General features: G+C 67.9%; 12 protein-coding genes. 8 read left to right on the top strand and 4 right to left on the bottom strand.

Annotated elements, in window-relative coordinates; genetic code table 11:
- Window positions 1-105: 105 nt before the first annotated feature.
- The 4 genes from FHR97_RS15845 to ehuR all read right to left on the bottom strand — a co-directional run bounded on the left by FHR97_RS15845 (window position 106) and on the right by ehuR (window position 4,539).
- Complete coding sequence (locus FHR97_RS15845) at window positions 106-1,452, bottom strand: nicotinate phosphoribosyltransferase (protein WP_183384769.1); 1,347 nt, start codon at window positions 1,450-1,452, stop codon at window positions 106-108.
- Window positions 1,449-2,018 carry an isochorismatase family protein gene (locus FHR97_RS15850; RefSeq protein WP_183384770.1) on the bottom strand — a complete coding sequence of 190 codons (570 nt, stop codon included), beginning with the start codon at window positions 2,016-2,018 and terminating at the stop codon, window positions 1,449-1,451. The genes FHR97_RS15845 and FHR97_RS15850 overlap by 4 nt, the downstream gene beginning before the upstream one ends.
- Window positions 2,019-2,185: 167 nt before the next feature.
- Window positions 2,186-3,121, bottom strand: a complete 936-nt coding sequence (locus tag FHR97_RS15855) for a 2-hydroxyacid dehydrogenase (RefSeq protein ID WP_183384771.1) — start codon at window positions 3,119-3,121, stop codon at window positions 2,186-2,188.
- 11 nt (window positions 3,122-3,132) lie between these two features.
- Window positions 3,133-4,539, bottom strand: coding sequence for a MocR-like ectoine utilization transcription factor EhuR (gene ehuR, locus FHR97_RS15860; protein ID WP_183384772.1), 1,407 nt, complete (start codon window positions 4,537-4,539; stop codon window positions 3,133-3,135).
- Window positions 4,540-4,750: 211 nt separating this feature from the next.
- Here ehuR and doeA point away from each other — a divergent pair, with 211 nt between their 5' ends.
- The 8 genes from doeA to FHR97_RS15900 all read left to right on the top strand — a co-directional run bounded on the left by doeA (window position 4,751) and on the right by FHR97_RS15900 (window position 15,820).
- A complete protein-coding gene (doeA, locus tag FHR97_RS15865) occupies window positions 4,751-5,950 on the top strand; it encodes an ectoine hydrolase DoeA (protein ID WP_183384773.1) in 1,200 nt (399 codons plus the stop codon).
- A gap of 112 nt (window positions 5,951-6,062) precedes the next feature.
- Window positions 6,063-7,076: a N(2)-acetyl-L-2,4-diaminobutanoate deacetylase DoeB gene (gene doeB / locus FHR97_RS15870; protein WP_183384774.1), complete on the top strand. Its 1,014-nt coding sequence runs from the start codon at window positions 6,063-6,065 to the stop codon at window positions 7,074-7,076.
- A complete protein-coding gene (locus FHR97_RS15875; protein WP_183384775.1) occupies window positions 7,073-7,549 on the top strand; it encodes an Lrp/AsnC family transcriptional regulator in 477 nt (158 codons plus the stop codon). Before doeB ends, FHR97_RS15875 begins: the two co-directional genes overlap by 4 nt.
- Before the next feature lie 190 nt (window positions 7,550-7,739).
- Window positions 7,740-8,609, top strand: a complete 870-nt coding sequence (locus FHR97_RS15880; RefSeq protein ID WP_183384776.1) for a carbon-nitrogen hydrolase family protein — start codon at window positions 7,740-7,742, stop codon at window positions 8,607-8,609.
- Between the two features lie 184 nt (window positions 8,610-8,793).
- On the top strand, window positions 8,794-10,266 hold the full coding sequence (locus FHR97_RS15885) for a biotin carboxylase (protein ID WP_183384777.1): 1,473 nt from the start codon (window positions 8,794-8,796) through the stop codon (window positions 10,264-10,266).
- A 56-nt stretch (window positions 10,267-10,322) separates the two neighbouring features.
- Window positions 10,323-11,312 (top strand): C45 family autoproteolytic acyltransferase/hydrolase, encoded by a 990-nt coding sequence (locus FHR97_RS15890; RefSeq protein ID WP_183384778.1) that lies wholly within the window; start codon window positions 10,323-10,325, stop codon window positions 11,310-11,312.
- A gap of 45 nt (window positions 11,313-11,357) precedes the next feature.
- Window positions 11,358-14,135, top strand: coding sequence for an aminotransferase class I/II-fold pyridoxal phosphate-dependent enzyme (locus tag FHR97_RS15895; RefSeq protein ID WP_183384779.1), 2,778 nt, complete (start codon window positions 11,358-11,360; stop codon window positions 14,133-14,135).
- Window positions 14,136-14,338: 203 nt separating this feature from the next.
- A complete protein-coding gene (locus FHR97_RS15900) occupies window positions 14,339-15,820 on the top strand; it encodes an NAD-dependent succinate-semialdehyde dehydrogenase (protein ID WP_183384780.1) in 1,482 nt (493 codons plus the stop codon).
- Window positions 15,821-16,008: the final 188 nt, after the last annotated feature.

The following is a 16,008-nucleotide window of genomic DNA, read 5'->3' on the forward strand; positions in this document are numbered from 1 at the left end:
CGATCCCGGCACAGTCGAGGCTCCCTCGCGCGAGAGGCGTGACCAGGCCCGCGAGGCGGGAGCCTTCCTGCATGGCCCGCCCTCCGGCGGGCCGTGTATCCGCGGTCAGTCCCGGGCGACCTGACGTTCCAGTGCCGCGGAGAGCGCCACCGGGTAGCCGGTCTCGCCGTGGTCGAGGCGTCGCAGCGTCGCCGGCAGGTGGGTCAGGGCCTGTGCCACCCGTTCCCGGGCGGTATCCGCCAGGGCCATCGCCTCCGGGACGGGCCGGCCGCCTTCCACGCAGGGGACCAGCAGGGGCGTGGCCGCGTCGATGGCCTCGTCCCGCGTGGCGATGACATCGCCGCCGTAGTGCCCCGTCGCATCCTGGCGACGATACACCTGCTTGCGCCCGGGCAGGTTGATCTTGCCCGTGGAGTGCTTGACCCGTGGCGTGCCGGCGTACTCCACCAGCTTGTAGGAGAGGTCGATGACCGGGGCGTCGGCCGCCACGCCCATCTGGGTGCCGACCCCGAAGGCGTCGATGGGCGCCCCGTCCTCGAGCAGTGCCTCGATGGCCTGCTCGTCGAGGCCGCTGCTGGCGACGATCTTGATGTCCTCATGGCCGGCCTCGTCGAGCAGGGCGCGAGCGCCCTTGGCCAGTTCGCCCAGGTCCCCGGAGTCCAGACGGATGGCGCTGACGCGCACCTCGGGCGCGTCGCGCATCAGGTCGATGACCTGGCGTATCCCGGCGAGGGTGTCATGGGTGTCCACCAGCAGCGTGGTCTGCGGATAGTAGTGGGCGAAGGCATGAAAGGCCTCCCGCTCGCTGTCGTGGGCGAGCACGTAGCTGTGGGCCATGGTGCCGTTCAGGGCGAGGTCGTGGCGCAGGCCGCCGAGGACGTTGCTGGTGCCGGAGAGCCCGGCGGTGCGGTAGGCCCGCACGCCACGGACGGCGGCATCCACGCCGTGCATGCGGCGCATCCCGAAGTCGACCACCGGCCGGCCCCGGGCCGCCATGACGATGCGCACCGCCTTGGAGGCGAGCACCGTCTCCAGCTGCACCAGGTTCATCACCAGGCTCTCGAGCAGCTGGGCCTGGGCGATGGGCGCGTCGACCTCCAGCAGCGGCTCGTTGGCGAAGACCGGCGTGCCCTCGGGGAGGGTCCAGATCTCGCCCTCGAAGCGCCAGTTCGCCAGCCAGTCGAGAAAGCCGGTCTCGAAGTGGTCGACGCTGGCCAGCCGACCCAGGGCCCCATCGGTGAAGCGCAGCCGGCTGGCCACCTCGGCGGCATGCTGCTGGCCGCAGGCGAGCATGAAGCGTCGCTGAGGCGGCAGCCGGCGAAAGAACAGGCTGAAGGTGGCGACCTCGTTCATGGCCTCCTGCCAGTAGGCCTGGGTCATGGTCAACTGGTAGAGGTCGGTCAGCAGCGCCAGTTCGTCGTCGTCCACCCGAAGGGGCGTCGGCCGGCTCATGGGCGCACCTCGGCGCCGGCCTCGGCAAACTCGCGCCGGCACGCTGCCACCATGTCGGCATCCACCGCCGCGCTCAACGACTCGAGCAGCAGCGTGTCGAAGCCCTCCCGGCGGGCGTCCAGCACGGTGGCCCGGACGCAGACGTCCAGGGCCAGGCCACAGACGACGACCCGGCTGATGCCGCGGTCGCGCAGGTAGTCGCCGAGGCCCGTGCCGTCGAATCCCGAATAGGCGTCGGCGTCGAAGGCCGTGGCCTTGCTGACGCGGATGGTGTCCGCCGGGAGCCGGAGATCCGGATGGAAGGCGGCCCCCTCGGTGTCCTGTACGCAGTGCACCGGCCAGGGGCCGCCGCGGTGGGCGAAACTGACATGATCCACCGGGTGCCAGTCCCGGGTGGCCACCACCAGGGCGCCGGCCTGGTGGGCCGTGGTGATCTCGGCGTTGATGTCCGCGACCAGGGCGTTGCCGCCGTCCACGGCCAGGGCGCCGCCCTCGCAGAAGTCGTTCTGCATGTCCACCACCAGCAGCGCGTCGCGGCGACTGTAGTCCACCTGAGCGTGACGCATCGTGCCCCTCCTTCGAGGTCGGTGTGTGTCATTCTTAAGCCTACGCCCTGCATCCGGTTTCGTGTAGGCCCTGGAGCCTGCCGGGCTCGACCGATCGTCGCGAGACACACGGATTTCGAGACAATTTTATCGATTGGATGAGGCGAATAGCCCGCTATTTAACGAATCTAGTAGCCGGCCTCGGGGTCGATGGTCTCCACCGGTTCACCGGCCTCGAAGGCGCGCAGGGCGTCGGCGACCTGGTCCACGGCCTCGGCCAGCGGGGTGGGGCCGGCCATGTGTGGCGTGACGATCACCCGGGGGTGGTGCCACAGCGGGCTGGTTCCGGGCAGCGGCTCCTCCGGGAAGGCATCCAGCAGGGCGCCGCGCAGCCGGCCCTCCGACTCGCCGTCACCCAGGGCCTCGAGCAGGGCGGCCTCGTCGATCAGCGCGCCGCGGCCGGGGTTGATCAGGGTGGCGCCCTCGGGCAGCGCCGCCAGGGCGTCGGCGTCGATGATCCCGCGGGTGGCCGCGGTGTCCGGCAGCAGCAGTACCAGGCTCTTCACCCGGCCGAGCAGCGTCATCAGGCCTGCCTCGCCGTGGTGGCAGGTCACGTCGGGCAGCCGCTTGGGGGAGCGACTCCAGCCATGTACCGGGAAGCCGTCGGCGGCGACCAAGGCGGCCACCCTGGCGCCGATGGCCCCCAGGCCGAGCACGCCCACCGGCCAGTCGGCCTTGTCGATCAGCGGGTGCTCGTGCCACGCCGCCCGCGACTGCTGGCGGGCGTAGCGGTCGAAGTCGCGCTGGAAGTGCAGCAGGCCATAACGCACATAGTCGCCGATGGGTCCCGCCATGCCGGCGTCGCGCAGCTTGACGATGGGCACGCCGCGGGGCAGCCCCGGGTTGTTCAGCAGGGCGTCGACGCCGGCGCCGAGGTTGATGATGCCCTTGAGATGCGTCGGCTCGCCGAGCAGCTCGGCGGAGGGCTTCCAGGCCGCCAGGTAGTCCGCCCGGCGGCGTTCGGCGAGGGGGGCGGCACTGGTGAAGACCTCGGCGTCGGGCAGGCGACTGGCCAGGGCCTCGCGCCAGGCCTCGGCGGCATCGATGTGGACCATTACGCGCATGGGAACTCCTCTCAGTAGACGATCTGCATCATGGGGGGCGGGGCCTCGTCGAGCAGCCCGCCGAGGCGGGCCAGGCCCTGCGCGAGGCGCTCGATATCGGGTTCGGCGCCCAGGCTGAGCCGGATGCGCCGCGGGGCCGGGGTCTGCTCGACCATGAAGGGCACCGCCGTGGTGATGGCCACCCCCTCCTGCTCGGCCTGCAGCTGGAGTTCCTCCGCTCGCCAGGCGGGGGGCAGCGACAGCCAGACATGCAGGCTGGACGGGCGGGCGCTGCGTTCATGGGCGTCGAGCAGCCTCGCGGCCAGTCGCTGGCGCTCGGCGAGCAGCCGGCGCTGCTCCGCCGCCATGATCTCCAGACTATCATCGGCGATCCAGGCATCGGCGATCTCGAAGATCAGCGGGGTGGCCATCCAGGTGGTGGCACGCATGCGTGGCAGGGTGTGGTGCAGCTGGCCCCGGGGCACGCTGAGATAGCCAGCCCGGACCCCGGGCACGGTGGCCTTGGTCAGGCTGGTGACATGAAAGCCCAGCTGCGGCACCCGGGCGGTGAGCGGGGTGAGGCCCGGCGGCTCCAGCAGGGCGTGGACATCGTCCTCGATGAGCCAGACGCCATGGTGATCGAGCACCCGGGCCACGGCGTCGCGTCGCGCGGTGTCCATGGTGGCGCCGGTGGGATTGAGCTGGGTCGGCGTCAGGCACACGGCGCGCGGCTTGAAGCGCCGGCAGGCGAGGTCCAGCGCCTCGGGCACCACGCCACGTTCGTCGATCGTCACGCCGCGCAGCTGGAAGCCCAGGGTGCGGGACAGGGCGATCAGGCCATGGTCGGTGAGGGCCTCGGTCAGCACCAGGTCGCCGTGCTGGACCACCGTGGAGATGGCCAGCATCAGGCCATGGGCGGCGCCGTTGCACAGCACCCGACTCTCGGGCTCGCCGGGCACGCCGAGCCGCTGGTTCAGCCAGTCGCTGGCTCGCTCGCGATGATGGGGCAGGCCGGCGATGGGACGATTGGCGGTCACCACGTCCGGGCTGGCCTGCTCGGCGAGCCGCGCCAGGGTCTCGCGAAAGCGCAGGTGATGCCCCGGCGGGCAGATCGGGTGGGCGATGGACAGGTCGATCAGCGCGCTTTCATGGCGCGGTTCCTGGCCGCGCAGGTAGGCCGACTCCCGGGCGTCGTCGAGAGCGTTGATCCAGGTGCCGCTGCCGACCCGGGCCTGCACCAGGCCCATCTTCTCGGCCTGGCCATAGGCCCGCGAGACGGTCTGCACGCTGACGTTCAGGGTCTCGGCCAGCTGGCGGTGCGGCGGCAGCCGGGTGCCCGGGGTGAGGTCGCCCTGGCGGATGGCCTCGGAGAGGGCGCGAGCGATGGACAGGTACTTGGGGCCGGTGTCCGAGAGGTAGGGCGTCAGATCAATTGTCATGATGCAATAAAGCCTTTGACCGGTCGCCGAGCGGGGGTGCTAGTATCAGCATTGAGACATTGACCGGAGATTGTCATGACACATGCTAGCAAACGTCATGACAATTCACACGCCCCCCAGGCGTGGCCGGCGAGTCCGCCCCTGCGCCCCGGCCGCCTCCCGTAGAGGATGTGGCCGGGTTCGGTGATGTGATCGTTTGATGAGCGATTCCATGATTGAGGTTTCCCTGCCGTTCACTCGTGACGAATACCTCGGCCGCCTCTGGAAGGTGCGCGCCGAGATGGCGAGTCGCGGCATCGATGTGCTGATCATCAGCGACCCTTCCAACATGGCCTGGCTGACGGGCTATGACGGCTGGTCCTTCTATGTGCACCAGTGCGTGCTGCTCGGCCTGGAAGGCGAGCCGGTCTGGTACGGTCGGCGGATGGATGCCAACGGGGCCCTGCGCACCTGCTGGATAGACCCGGAGAACATCACCTACTATCCGGACTACTACGTCCAGAATCCCGACATGCACCCCATGGACTACCTGGCCCAGACCATCCTCCCCGATCGCGGCTGGCACGAGGGCGTGGTGGGCATGGAGATGGACAACTACTACTTCTCGGCCAAGGCCTACCAGTGCCTGCTGCGCGAGCTGCCCCATGCCCGCTTCATGGATGCCAATGCCCTGGTCAACTGGTGTCGTGCCATCAAGTCGCCCCAGGAGATCGAGTACATGCGCATCGCCGCAAAGATCGTCGAGGGCATGCACTCGCGCATCCTCGAGGTGATCGAGCCGGGGCTGCCCAAGAGCAAGCTGGTCTCCGAGATCTACCGGGTCGGCATCGAGGGCTGGAAGGATGCCAGCGGCAAGGTCTACGGGGGAGACTATCCGGCCATCGTGCCGATGTTGCCCACCGGGAAGGACGCCGCCGCGCCGCACCTCACCTGGGACGACACCCCCTTCCGCGAGGGGGAGGGGACCTTCTTCGAGATCGCCGGGGTCTTCAAGCGCTACCATGCCCCGATGTCGCGTACCGTTTTCCTGGGCCGTCCTCCGGCGGAGTTCATCCGCGCCGAGTCGGCATTGCTCGAGGGCATCGACAACGGCCTGGCGGTGGCCAAGCCCGGCAACCGCACCGCCGACATCGCCATGGCCCTGGGCGCGGCCATGGACAAGTACGGCTTCGACCGCGGCGGTGCCCGCTGCGGCTACCCCATCGGCATCAGCTATCCGCCGGACTGGGGCGAGCGCACCATGAGCCTGCGTCCCTCCGACGAGACCATCCTGCAGCCGGGCATGACCTTCCACTTCATGCCCGGTCTCTGGGAGGAGGAGTGGGGCCTGGAGATCACCGAGAGCATCCTGATCACCGAGACCGGCTGCGAGACCCTGGCTGACTTCCCGCGCCAGCTCTTCGTGCGCTGAGCCGGCTAAGTCGCAGTCGCCTGAAGCGAGGGGCGCCGGGGACAGGTCGTAGGGGGAATAGTCCTGTCGCCGGATCAGCCCCGAGCCTGTAGAGAACAAGGAGTCACCGACCATGACCAAGCGGCCCAGCCCGATCTCCGCCACCGTCGATTTCGACGCCGAGGGCGTCCAGCACGGCTTCCTCAAGCTGCCGATCTCCAACGACGAGTCCGCCTGGGGCGCGGTGATGATTCCGGTCACCGTGATCAAGCACGGCGAGGGGCCGACGGCCCTGCTGACCGGTGGCAACCACGGCGACGAGTACGAGGGCATCACCGCCCTGCAGAAACTGTCGAGCTCGCTGTCGGCCGAGGACGTCCAGGGCCGGGTGATCATCGTGCCGATGATGAACACCCCGGCGGCCCAGGCCGGCCGGCGTACCTCGCCGATGGACGGCGGCAACCTCAATCGCAGCTTCCCGGGGGACCCCGACGGCAGCGTCACCGAGAAGATCGCCGACTACTTCACTCGCACGCTGGTGCCGATATGCGACGTGGTGCTGGACCTGCATTCGGGGGGGCGCACCCTGGACATCCTGCCCTTCGCCGCCTCCCACGTGCTCGACGACCCCGACCAGCAGCGTCGCGCCCTGGAGGGCGCCAAGGCCTTCGGTGCCCCCTATGCCATGATGATGTTCGAGCTCGATGCCGAGGCGCTGTTCGACACCGCCGTGGAGCGTCAGGGCAAGATCTTCGTCGCCACCGAGCTCGGCGGCGGCGGCACCTCGACACCGCAGAGCCTGGCCATCACCGAGCGGGGGATCCGCAACTTCCTGGTCCACTTCGGCCTCGTCGAGGGCTCCCTGGAAGCGTCCGAGGCGCCCCAGGTGTACCTCGACATGCCGGATGCCAGTTGCTACGTGCAGAGCGAGCATACCGGCCTGCTCGAGCTTGCCGTGGCGCTGGGCGAGGGCGTGGCGACGGGCCAGGTCATCGCCCGGGTCTACGACATGACCCGCAGCGGCGCGGCGCCGATCGAGTACCGGGCCGGGCGCGACGGCGTGCTGGCCGCCCGCCGCTTCCCGGCCAACGTCAACATGGGTGATACCATCGCGGTGATCGCCGAGGTCGTCGAGTCGCTGGCATGAAGCTCGATCGTTACGACCTGAAAATCCTCGAGATCCTCTCCCGGGACGGGCGCATCACCAAGTCGAAGCTGGCCGAGGCGATCAACCTCTCGGTCAGCCCCTGCTGGGAGCGGGTCAGGCGCCTGGAGAAGGCCGGCATCATCGAGGGCTACGCGGCCCGGCTCAACCCCCGGGTGCTGGTGCCGCGCACGCCGGTCTGGGTGCAGATCGAGCTCAAGGCACACCATGCCGAGAGCTTCGCGCGCTTCGAGGCCCTGGTGCATGACACCCCCGAGGTCACCGAGTGCGTGGCGGTGGGCGGCGGCGTGGATTACCTGGTGAAGTTCGAGGCGCCCTCCATCGACGCCTACCAGCGCCTGATCGATGCCTGGTTGATGTCGGACGTGGGCATCGAGCGCTATTTCACCTATATCGTCACCAAGACCGTCAAGCGCCCGGCGGCCGGTATCTCGGCGGCCGATCTGGCCCTCTAGTCGGCGCGCAGTGGCGACTGCGGACCCACAGCGTTGATTTCGGGCGGCGGAAATGGGATAAGCTGGTCAATAGGTGGGTATAAGACCCACGACTGCCGGGCGATCCCACCGGCGTTGACGAATCTTGCGGCGCCGGAGTGCTGGACGTAGCCCGACTGATTCGAGATCGCCTGACGCAGAGAGACCGCCGATGTCCTATTTCACGATTGCCGGTGTCCAGATGCATGCCCTGCATCATGGCGACAACACCGAGGCCATGCGTCATCGCATCGATGTGCTGATGAGCCGTTTCCCCCAGGTGCAGATGGTGCTGTTCAGCGAGCTGATGCCCATGGGCGCCTCGCCGCATCACGCCCAGCCCCTGCCCTCCAATGCCGAGGCGATGTTCTGCCAGCTCGCCGAGCAGCACCGGATCTGGCTGATTCCCGGCTCGATGTTCGAGCAGTCCGGGGAGGCCGTCTACAACACCCTGTCGGTGATCAACCCCCATGGGCAGGTGGTGGCCCGCTATCGCAAGATGTTCCCGTTCCGCCCCTACGAGGCCGGGGTGGAGAGCGGCGACGAATTCGTCACCTTCGATGTGCCACGGGTCGGCCGCTTCGGGGTGTCGATCTGCTACGACATGTGGTTCCCCGAGACCACCCGCACCCTGGCCGCCATGGGCGCCGAGGTGATCCTGCACCCGACCATGACCGATACCATCGACCGGGACATCGAACTGTCCATCGCGCGGACCAACGCCGCGGTGAACCAGTGCTACTTCTTCGACATCAACGGCGCCGGCGCCATCGGCAACGGCCGCTCCATCGTGGTGGGGCCCTCCGGCGATGTCATCCACCAGGCCGGCACCGGCGAGGAGATCATGCCCATCGAGGTGGACTTCAGCCGGGTGCGCCGCGAGCGGGAGACCGGGCTGCGCGGCCTCGGCCAGCCGCTCAAGAGCTTCCGCGATCGCCGCGTCGATTTCTCGCTGTATCGCCACGAGGGCGGCTCCACCCCTTTCCTCGATACCCTGGGGCCCCTGGCCAAACCACAACGCGCCGATATCGAGGAGTACTGACTCGCCAGGGACAGGCGCCAACGGAAGAGGAGGTCCCATGCTGACCCGGATCCTGCACGTCCTGCGTCGCCTGTTCGACCCATCCAGGGCCGCCGGTCCCGCCGGCGCGTCTCCGCCCGACCGGCCCGCTCCCGCCAAGGGGGCGGGACCAGGGTCATCCGCCGATAGCCAGGGAGCGACAACGATGAGCAAGATAACCAGCATTGCCGATGTCCGCCGCCACTTCCTCAACAACAAGGAGCCGATCTACTTCATCTCGGCGACCAACTTCAACCTCCTCGGTATCGGTGACTGGGTCGGGAATTTTCGCCATATCAACTACATCGACTGCTTCGAGGGGCGCCAGCGCAACGTCTTCGTGCCCAGGGAGAAGTTCCCCCGCGACTTCGAGAGCATCGAGGACATCAACAACTACCTGCTCGAGCACAAGGAGGTCATCGACTTCATCCAGTCGAGAGCCGATGGCGACAACGCCGGCATCGCGACCTTCCTGATGTTCGACGAGCACACCGAGGACGTCTGCAAGCAGCTGGGGCTCAAGGTGGCCTTCCCGCCGGCGGCCTTGCGAAACCGCATGGACAACAAGATCGAGACGGTGCGCATCGGCAACAAGGCCGGGGTGCCCAGCGTGCCCAACGTGCTGGCCAATGTGGGCAGCTACCGGGAGCTGTGCGAGGTGAGCCGCGAGCTCGGCAGCGACCTGGTGGTGCAGACCGCCTTCGGCGATTCCGGCCACACCACCTTCTTCATCGCCGGCGAGGACGACTACTACAAGCATGCCGAGGAGATCGAGGCCGAACCCGAGGTCAAGATCATGAAGCGGATCAACTGTCGCGGCTCGGCCATCGAGGCCTGTGCCACCCGCTGTGGCACCGTGGTCGGCCCGCTGATGACCGAGCTGGTCGGCTTCAAGTCGCTGACCCCCTACAAGGGCGGCTGGTGCGGCAACGAGATGTTCGCCGGGGCCTTCAGCCAGGAGGTGCGCGACAAGGCCCGGGAGTACACCTTCCAGTTCGGCGAGGCGCTGCGCGAGGAGGGCTACCGCGGCTATTTCGAGCTCGACTTCCTGATCGACATGGACACCCGCGAGGTCTACCTGGGCGAGCTCAACCCGCGGGTCACCGGCGCCAGCTCGCTGACCAACGTGGCGGCCTTCGCCCATTCCGACATCCCGCTGTTCCTGTTCCACCTGCTGGAGTTCTCGGAGCTCGACTTCGACCTCGACATCGACGAGATCAACGAGCGCTGGGCGCACCCCGACAGCGTCGACAGCTGGAGCCAGTTGGTGATCAAGCACACCGACGAGAGCGTCGACCTGCTCACCACCGCGCCGCAGTCCGGCGTGTGGCGCATGGCACAGGACGGCCGCATCGCCTATGACCACTACGATTCGCACCCCCATGCCGCCGAGAGCGAGGACGAGGCCTTCTTCCTGCGCATCAGCGGCGAGGGCGACTTCCGCTACGAGGGCGCCGACCTGGGCATCCTGATCACCCGCGGGCGGCTGATGGACGATGACTTCCAGCTCACCGAGCGGGCCCGCGCCTGGATCGAGGGCATTCGCGGCCAGTACGCGGGCCAGTCGCTGCAGGACCCGGTGGTGGAGGAGGTCGCCGTCAGCCATGCGGTCGGCGGCGGCAACTTCAAGATCCTATGAGCGGAGAGCGAGGCACCGACCCGACGGGCCGGGCGCCGCGGGGCGCGATGGACAAGATGCTGGATTTCCGTACCGTGCGTGAGGACACGCCCGGCGCCCGGTGGAAGTCGCTGTTCGACTACCACTGGCCGGCCTACGAGGCCTGGTACCTCAGCGAGGGGGAGCGCGAGCGGCCGGCCTACCTGGCGTGCTTCAACGCCCTGCGTCGCCACATGCCGGAGCTGCTGGGGACCTACCGGGCCCTCTGCGACCTGGCCGGCGGTGGCGACCTCAGCGCGCGACTGCTCAGCCTCTACCGTCCGCCCCCCTACATCACCGGCTGCTCCCAAGCGGTGCTCGCCCGGCCCGGCGCCACGCTGCTCGCCCGCAACTACGACTATCCGCCGGAACTCTGCGAGGGGACCATCCTCTACAGTCGCTGGAACGAGCGCCGGGTGATCGCCATGTCCGATTGCCTGTGGGGCGTGCTCGACGGCATGAACGATGCCGGCCTGGCCGTCTCCCTGGCCTTCGGCGGACGCAAGGTGGTCGGCGACGGCTTCGGCGCCCCGATCATCCTGCGCTACATCCTGGAGTTCTGCGACAGCGTGCCCCAGGCCGCCGAGGTACTGGCCCGGGTGCCCACCCACATGGCCTACAACATCACCGTCGCCGACCGCGACGGGCGCTACGTGACGGCGATGATCGCGCCGGACCACAAGGCCAGCATCCGGCGCGTGCCGGTGGCCACCAACCACCAGAAGAAGATCGAGTGGTATGCCCATGCGCTGGCCTCCGAGACGCTGATCCGCGAGCGTCAGCTGTCGATCCTGGTCGACGACGAGGCCACCACCGAGGCACGCCTGGTCTCTGCCTTCTTCTCGCCGCCGCTGTTTCGTCACGACTACGGACGCGGCCTGGGCACGGTCTATACCGCCGTCTACCGCCCCGGTGAGGGGCGGGCCCAGTTCCACTGGCCGGGCCTGCACCTGGACCTGACCTTCGACGACTTCCCGGAGGAACGCATCACCGTGCGCTATGGCACGCGCGGTCTCTATTCGGGCTGAGCCGCAACGCCTCCCCGCAGAACAACGACCGAGAAGGGTGTCGCCATGCAAGAATCGACGCAAACCGAAACCACCTACACCGCCCTGGGCTTCTACCACAAGATCTCCCATCTGCGTGCCGACACCTGGAATGCCCTGACCCGGGACCTGGGCCAGCTGGTGCGACTCAAGGACGAGAGCCGGACGAAGACCCTGATCAAGGCCATCGACGTCAAGCTCACCCGCCTGGAGATCATCGAGGACTACCATGCCTTCCCCTCCAAGGAGGACTTCCGTCACCTCTGGTCGCTGTTCGAGCGCGAGGAGTACGTGCTGCTCGAGAAGGTGGTCAAGCGCCTGGTCCGGGCGCTGATCAGCGAGTCCTACCGGCGCCGCCACGTCGACCTCAGCGAGACCGACGCCGATGCCGAGGACCTGGAGACCCTCGACGCCCTCAACCAGCTGCGGCGCGGCCATCCGGCCTCCAACAGCTCGGCCCAGCCCTACTTCGAGCTGTTGATCGTCGACAACCTGTCGGCCCAGGAGGAGGAGGTGGTCCGCGAGGCCTTCCGCAACATGCGTCGCCCCGAGGACAAGTTCGTCTATGACGTGGTCACCGTGAGGAGCTTCGAGGACGCCCTGATCGCGGTGCTGGTCAACCCCAACATCCAGGCCTGCCTGATCCGCTACGAATTCCCCTACAAGTCGAAGTACAACCTCAGCGCCCTGCGCAACTACCTGGAGGGGCTGTCGGAGAAGGCGCTGGAGGGGCAGTCGGAGGCCGACCGCAGCATCCTGCTCAGCTCGATGATCCACGAGCTGCGCCCCGAGGTGGACCAGTTCCTGGTGACCAGCGGCGACGTGGAGGCCACCGCGAGCCGCGACATCCGCTACTTCAACCGCATCTTCTACCGCGAGACCGACTACATCGAGCAGCACCACACCATCCTGCGGGCCATCGACAGCCGCTATCGCACGCCCTTCTTCGATGCCCTTCGCGAGTACAGTCGCAAGCCCACCGGGGTCTTCCACGCCATGCCCATCTCGCGGGGCAAGTCGATCACCCGCTCGCACTGGGCGGGGCACATGATCGACTTCTACGGCATCAACATCTTCCTGGCCGAGACCTCGGCCACCTCCGGCGGGCTCGACTCCCTGCTGCAGCCCTACGGGCCGATCAAGAAGGCCCAGGAGTATGCCGCCCGGGCCTTCGGCGCCCGCCAGAGCTTCTTCGTCACCAACGGCACCTCCACGGCCAACAAGATCGTCGTCCAGGCGCTGATCAAGCCCCGCGATATCGTGCTCGTCGACCGCGACTGCCACAAGTCGCACCACTACGGCATGGTGCTGGCCGGGGCCCATGTCAGCTACCTGGACTCCTACCCGCTCAACGACTACTCCATGTACGGGGCGGTGCCGCTGCACGAGATCAAGAAGACGCTGCTGGCCTACAAGCGCGCCGGCCAGCTGCACAAGGTCAAGATGCTGCTGCTGACCAACTGCACCTTCGACGGGGTGGTCTACAACGTGCGGCGGGTGATGGAGGAGTGCCTGGCGATCAAGCCGGACCTGGTGTTCCTGTGGGACGAGGCCTGGTTCGCCTTCGCCACCTTCAACCCCACCTACCGGCCGCGCACTGCCATGCACGCGGCGCGCACCCTGCGCGACCGCTACCGCAGCGAGGCGTACCGCGAGGAGTATGCGGCCTGGAAGGCCGAGTTCGACCAGCTCGACCCCGACGACGACGCCACCTGGCTCGAGCACCGCGTGCTGCCGGACCCGGATCAGGTGCGGGTGCGCACTTATGCCACCCACTCCACTCACAAGACCCTGACCTCGCTGCGTCAGGGCTCGATGATCCATGTCTACGACCAGGACTTCCGGCAGCGCGTCGAGGCGCCGTTCCACGAGGCCTACATGACCCATACGTCGACCTCGCCCAACTACCAGATCCTGGCCTCGCTGGACGTTGGCCGGATGCAGGCGGAGATGGAGGGCTTCGAGCTGGTGCATGCCCAGGTCGAGACGGCGCTGTCGCTGCGCGAGCAGCTCTACAGCCATCCGCTGCTGCTGAAGTACTTCCGCGTGCTCAAGAACAGCGACATGGTCCCCGCGGCCTACCGCGAGTCCGGGGTCGAGTCCTACTACGACCCGGTGACCGGCTGGAACCAGATGGAAGAGGCCTGGGCGCGGGACGAGTTCGTGGTCGACCCGACCCGGGTGACCATCGCCATCGGCGCGACCGGGGTCGACGGCGATGCCTTCAAGAACGAGTACCTGATGAACAAGTACGGCATCCAGATCAACAAGACCTCGCGCAACACCGTGCTGTTCATGACCAACATCGGCACCTCCCGGGGCGCCATCGCCTACCTGCTCGACGTGCTGATGAAGATCGCCAAGGAGTTCGAGTACCGCTGGGAGGACAGCAGCCGGCCCGAGCGCAAGATCATCGAGCGCCGGGTGCATTCCCTGACCCGGGAGCTGCCGCCGCTGCCCGATTTCAGCCGCTTCCACGACGCCTTCCGCCAGCGTGCCGAGACACCGGAGGGCGACATCCGCAGCGCCTACTTCCTGAGCTATGACGAGGAGAACACCGAGTACCTGCGCTTCGACAACGGTGAGCTGCAGGTCCAGATGCGCGAGGGGCGGGACGTGGTCTCGGCGAGCTTCGTGATCCCCTATCCGCCCGGCTTCCCGGTGCTGGTGCCGGGCCAGGTGGTCAGCGAGGCGATCCTGCACTTCCTGCAGGCCCTCGACGTCACCGAGATCCACGGCTACCGCCCCGAGCTCGGCCTGCTGGTGTTCGCCGAGGCCGCCCTGGCCGCCCCGCCGGAGGACTGAATGTCGGCCCCCGGCGGGGGCGCAAAAAAAACCACAACTTCTCGGGCGTGGAACGAAAAACCCGCCGCGTCCGGGGCGGTGCTTCGAAAAGTCCTGAGCGTCCACCTCCCTTACCATGACGTCATCACGCGGCCCCGGGCCGCGGATGACATTTCATCGCCGGCGCGACGACTCGACGCGCCGGTGCGTCAGGGGAGGTGCCCATGACTCTGTCCAACATGCTCAGCGATCCGCGTCTGTTCCGCCAGTATGCCTATGTCGACGGCAAGTGGACCCACGGCGATGGTGGCCGCGAGGATACCGTGTTCAACCCCGCCACCGGCGAGGCGCTGGGGCATATCCCGCTGCTCGAGACCGAGCAGGTCAGCGCGGCCATTGACGCCGCCGAGGCGGCCTTCGTCCAGTGGCGGGCGCTGCGCGCCGACGAGCGCTGCGAGCGACTGCTGGCCTGGTACGACCTGCTGCAGGCCCACCGCGAGGACCTGGCCACCATCATGACCCTGGAGCAGGGCAAGCCGATGCCGGATGCTCGTGGCGAGGTCGAGTACGGGGCCAGCTTCGTGCGCTGGTTCGCCGAGGAGGGCAAGCGCACCTTCGGCGAGACCATCCCCAGTCATATCCCCAATGCGGCCCTCGGCACCCTCAAGGAGCCGGTGGGCGTCGCCGCGCTGATCACGCCCTGGAACTTCCCGCTGGCGATGATCACCCGCAAGGCCGCCGCGGCCATGGCCGCCGGCTGTCCGGTGATCGTCAAGCCCGCCCACGAGACCCCCTTCTCGGCGCTGGCCCTGGCCGAGCTGGCCGAGCGCGCCGGCATCCCCGCCGGGGTCTTCAACGTGGTGCTGGGCGAGGCGGCCGAGGTCTCGAAGATCCTGTGCTTCGACGACCGGGTCAAGGCGCTGTCCTTCACCGGCTCCACCCGGGTCGGCCGGCTGCTGCTGGAGCAGTGTGCGAACACCGTCAAGCGGGTCTCGCTGGAGCTCGGCGGCAACGCGCCCTTCATCGTCGGTCCGGACATGGACCCCAAGGAGGCGGCCTATGCCGCGGTGGCGGCCAAGTTCCAGACCGCCGGCCAGGACTGCCTGGCGGCCAACCGCATCCTGGTGCACGAATCGATCCATGACGCCTTCGTCGAGCAGTTCGCCAGCCGCATGGCGGCACTCACCGTGGGTAACGGCATCGAGGCGGAAGTCGACCTGGGGCCGCTGATCCATCGCCAGGCGGTGGAGAAGGCCGCGTCCATCGTCGATGACGCCCTTTCCCAGGGCGCGACGCTGGTGGCCGGCGACCAGCTCGAGGCCCCGGGCCCGAACTTCTTCATGCCGACCCTGCTGACCGGCGTGACGCCGCAGATGAAGGTCTGGCGCGAGGAGAACTTCGCCCCGGTGGCCGGCATCACGGCCTACGGCGACGACGATCAGGTCATCGAGATGGCCAACGACACCGAGTACGGCCTGGCGGCCTATGTCTACACCCACGACATCCGCCGGATCTGGAAGCTCCTGCGGGCGCTGGAGTACGGCATGGTAGCGGTGAACTCGGTGAAGATGACCGGCCCGCCCATCCCCTTCGGCGGCGTCAAGCAGTCGGGGCTGGGCCGCGAGGGCGGCGTGACCGGCATCGACGAGTACCTGGAGACCAAGTACTACTGTCTCGGCGCCCTGGGCTCTGTTTCGGGGAGCTAGCTGCGCTCGGCCTGACGGCGTTGGGCCCGACATCGAACATGCTCATTTTCGGCCAGTAAACTCCGCTGTTCTCCGTCGGGCCCGCCTGGTCAGGCCTTCGCTCGCAGAGCTCTCTGGATCCGGGGCACTAGGGAATCGGCCATCCGAGCTCGATGGGCGTCGGGGGCAGGTCGCAGTGAGGGTCTTTT

The organism is Halomonas stenophila (assembly GCF_014192275.1).
Classification (GTDB): Bacteria; Pseudomonadota; Gammaproteobacteria; order Pseudomonadales; family Halomonadaceae; genus Halomonas; species Halomonas stenophila.

What these genes read in the sequence shown, in the direction of transcription:
- FHR97_RS15900 (WP_183384780.1), top strand. Translation starts at nt 14,339, where the DNA reads ATGACTCTGTCCAACATGCTCAGCGATCCGCGTCTGTTCCGCCAGTAT.
- FHR97_RS15875 (WP_183384775.1), top strand. Translation starts at nt 7,073, where the DNA reads ATGAAGCTCGATCGTTACGACCTGAAAATCCTCGAGATCCTCTCCCGG.
- FHR97_RS15845 (WP_183384769.1), bottom strand. Translation starts at nt 1,452, where the DNA reads ATGAGCCGGCCGACGCCCCTTCGGGTGGACGACGACGAACTGGCGCTG.
- doeA (WP_183384773.1), top strand. Translation starts at nt 4,751, where the DNA reads ATGATTGAGGTTTCCCTGCCGTTCACTCGTGACGAATACCTCGGCCGC.
- FHR97_RS15855 (WP_183384771.1), bottom strand. Translation starts at nt 3,121, where the DNA reads ATGCGCGTAATGGTCCACATCGATGCCGCCGAGGCCTGGCGCGAGGCC.
- FHR97_RS15850 (WP_183384770.1), bottom strand. Translation starts at nt 2,018, where the DNA reads ATGCGTCACGCTCAGGTGGACTACAGTCGCCGCGACGCGCTGCTGGTG.
- FHR97_RS15895 (WP_183384779.1), top strand. Translation starts at nt 11,358, where the DNA reads ATGCAAGAATCGACGCAAACCGAAACCACCTACACCGCCCTGGGCTTC.
- ehuR (WP_183384772.1), bottom strand. Translation starts at nt 4,539, where the DNA reads ATGACAATTGATCTGACGCCCTACCTCTCGGACACCGGCCCCAAGTAC.
- doeB (WP_183384774.1), top strand. Translation starts at nt 6,063, where the DNA reads ATGACCAAGCGGCCCAGCCCGATCTCCGCCACCGTCGATTTCGACGCC.
- FHR97_RS15885 (WP_183384777.1), top strand. Translation starts at nt 8,794, where the DNA reads ATGAGCAAGATAACCAGCATTGCCGATGTCCGCCGCCACTTCCTCAAC.
- FHR97_RS15890 (WP_183384778.1), top strand. Translation starts at nt 10,323, where the DNA reads ATGCTGGATTTCCGTACCGTGCGTGAGGACACGCCCGGCGCCCGGTGG.
- FHR97_RS15880 (WP_183384776.1), top strand. Translation starts at nt 7,740, where the DNA reads ATGTCCTATTTCACGATTGCCGGTGTCCAGATGCATGCCCTGCATCAT.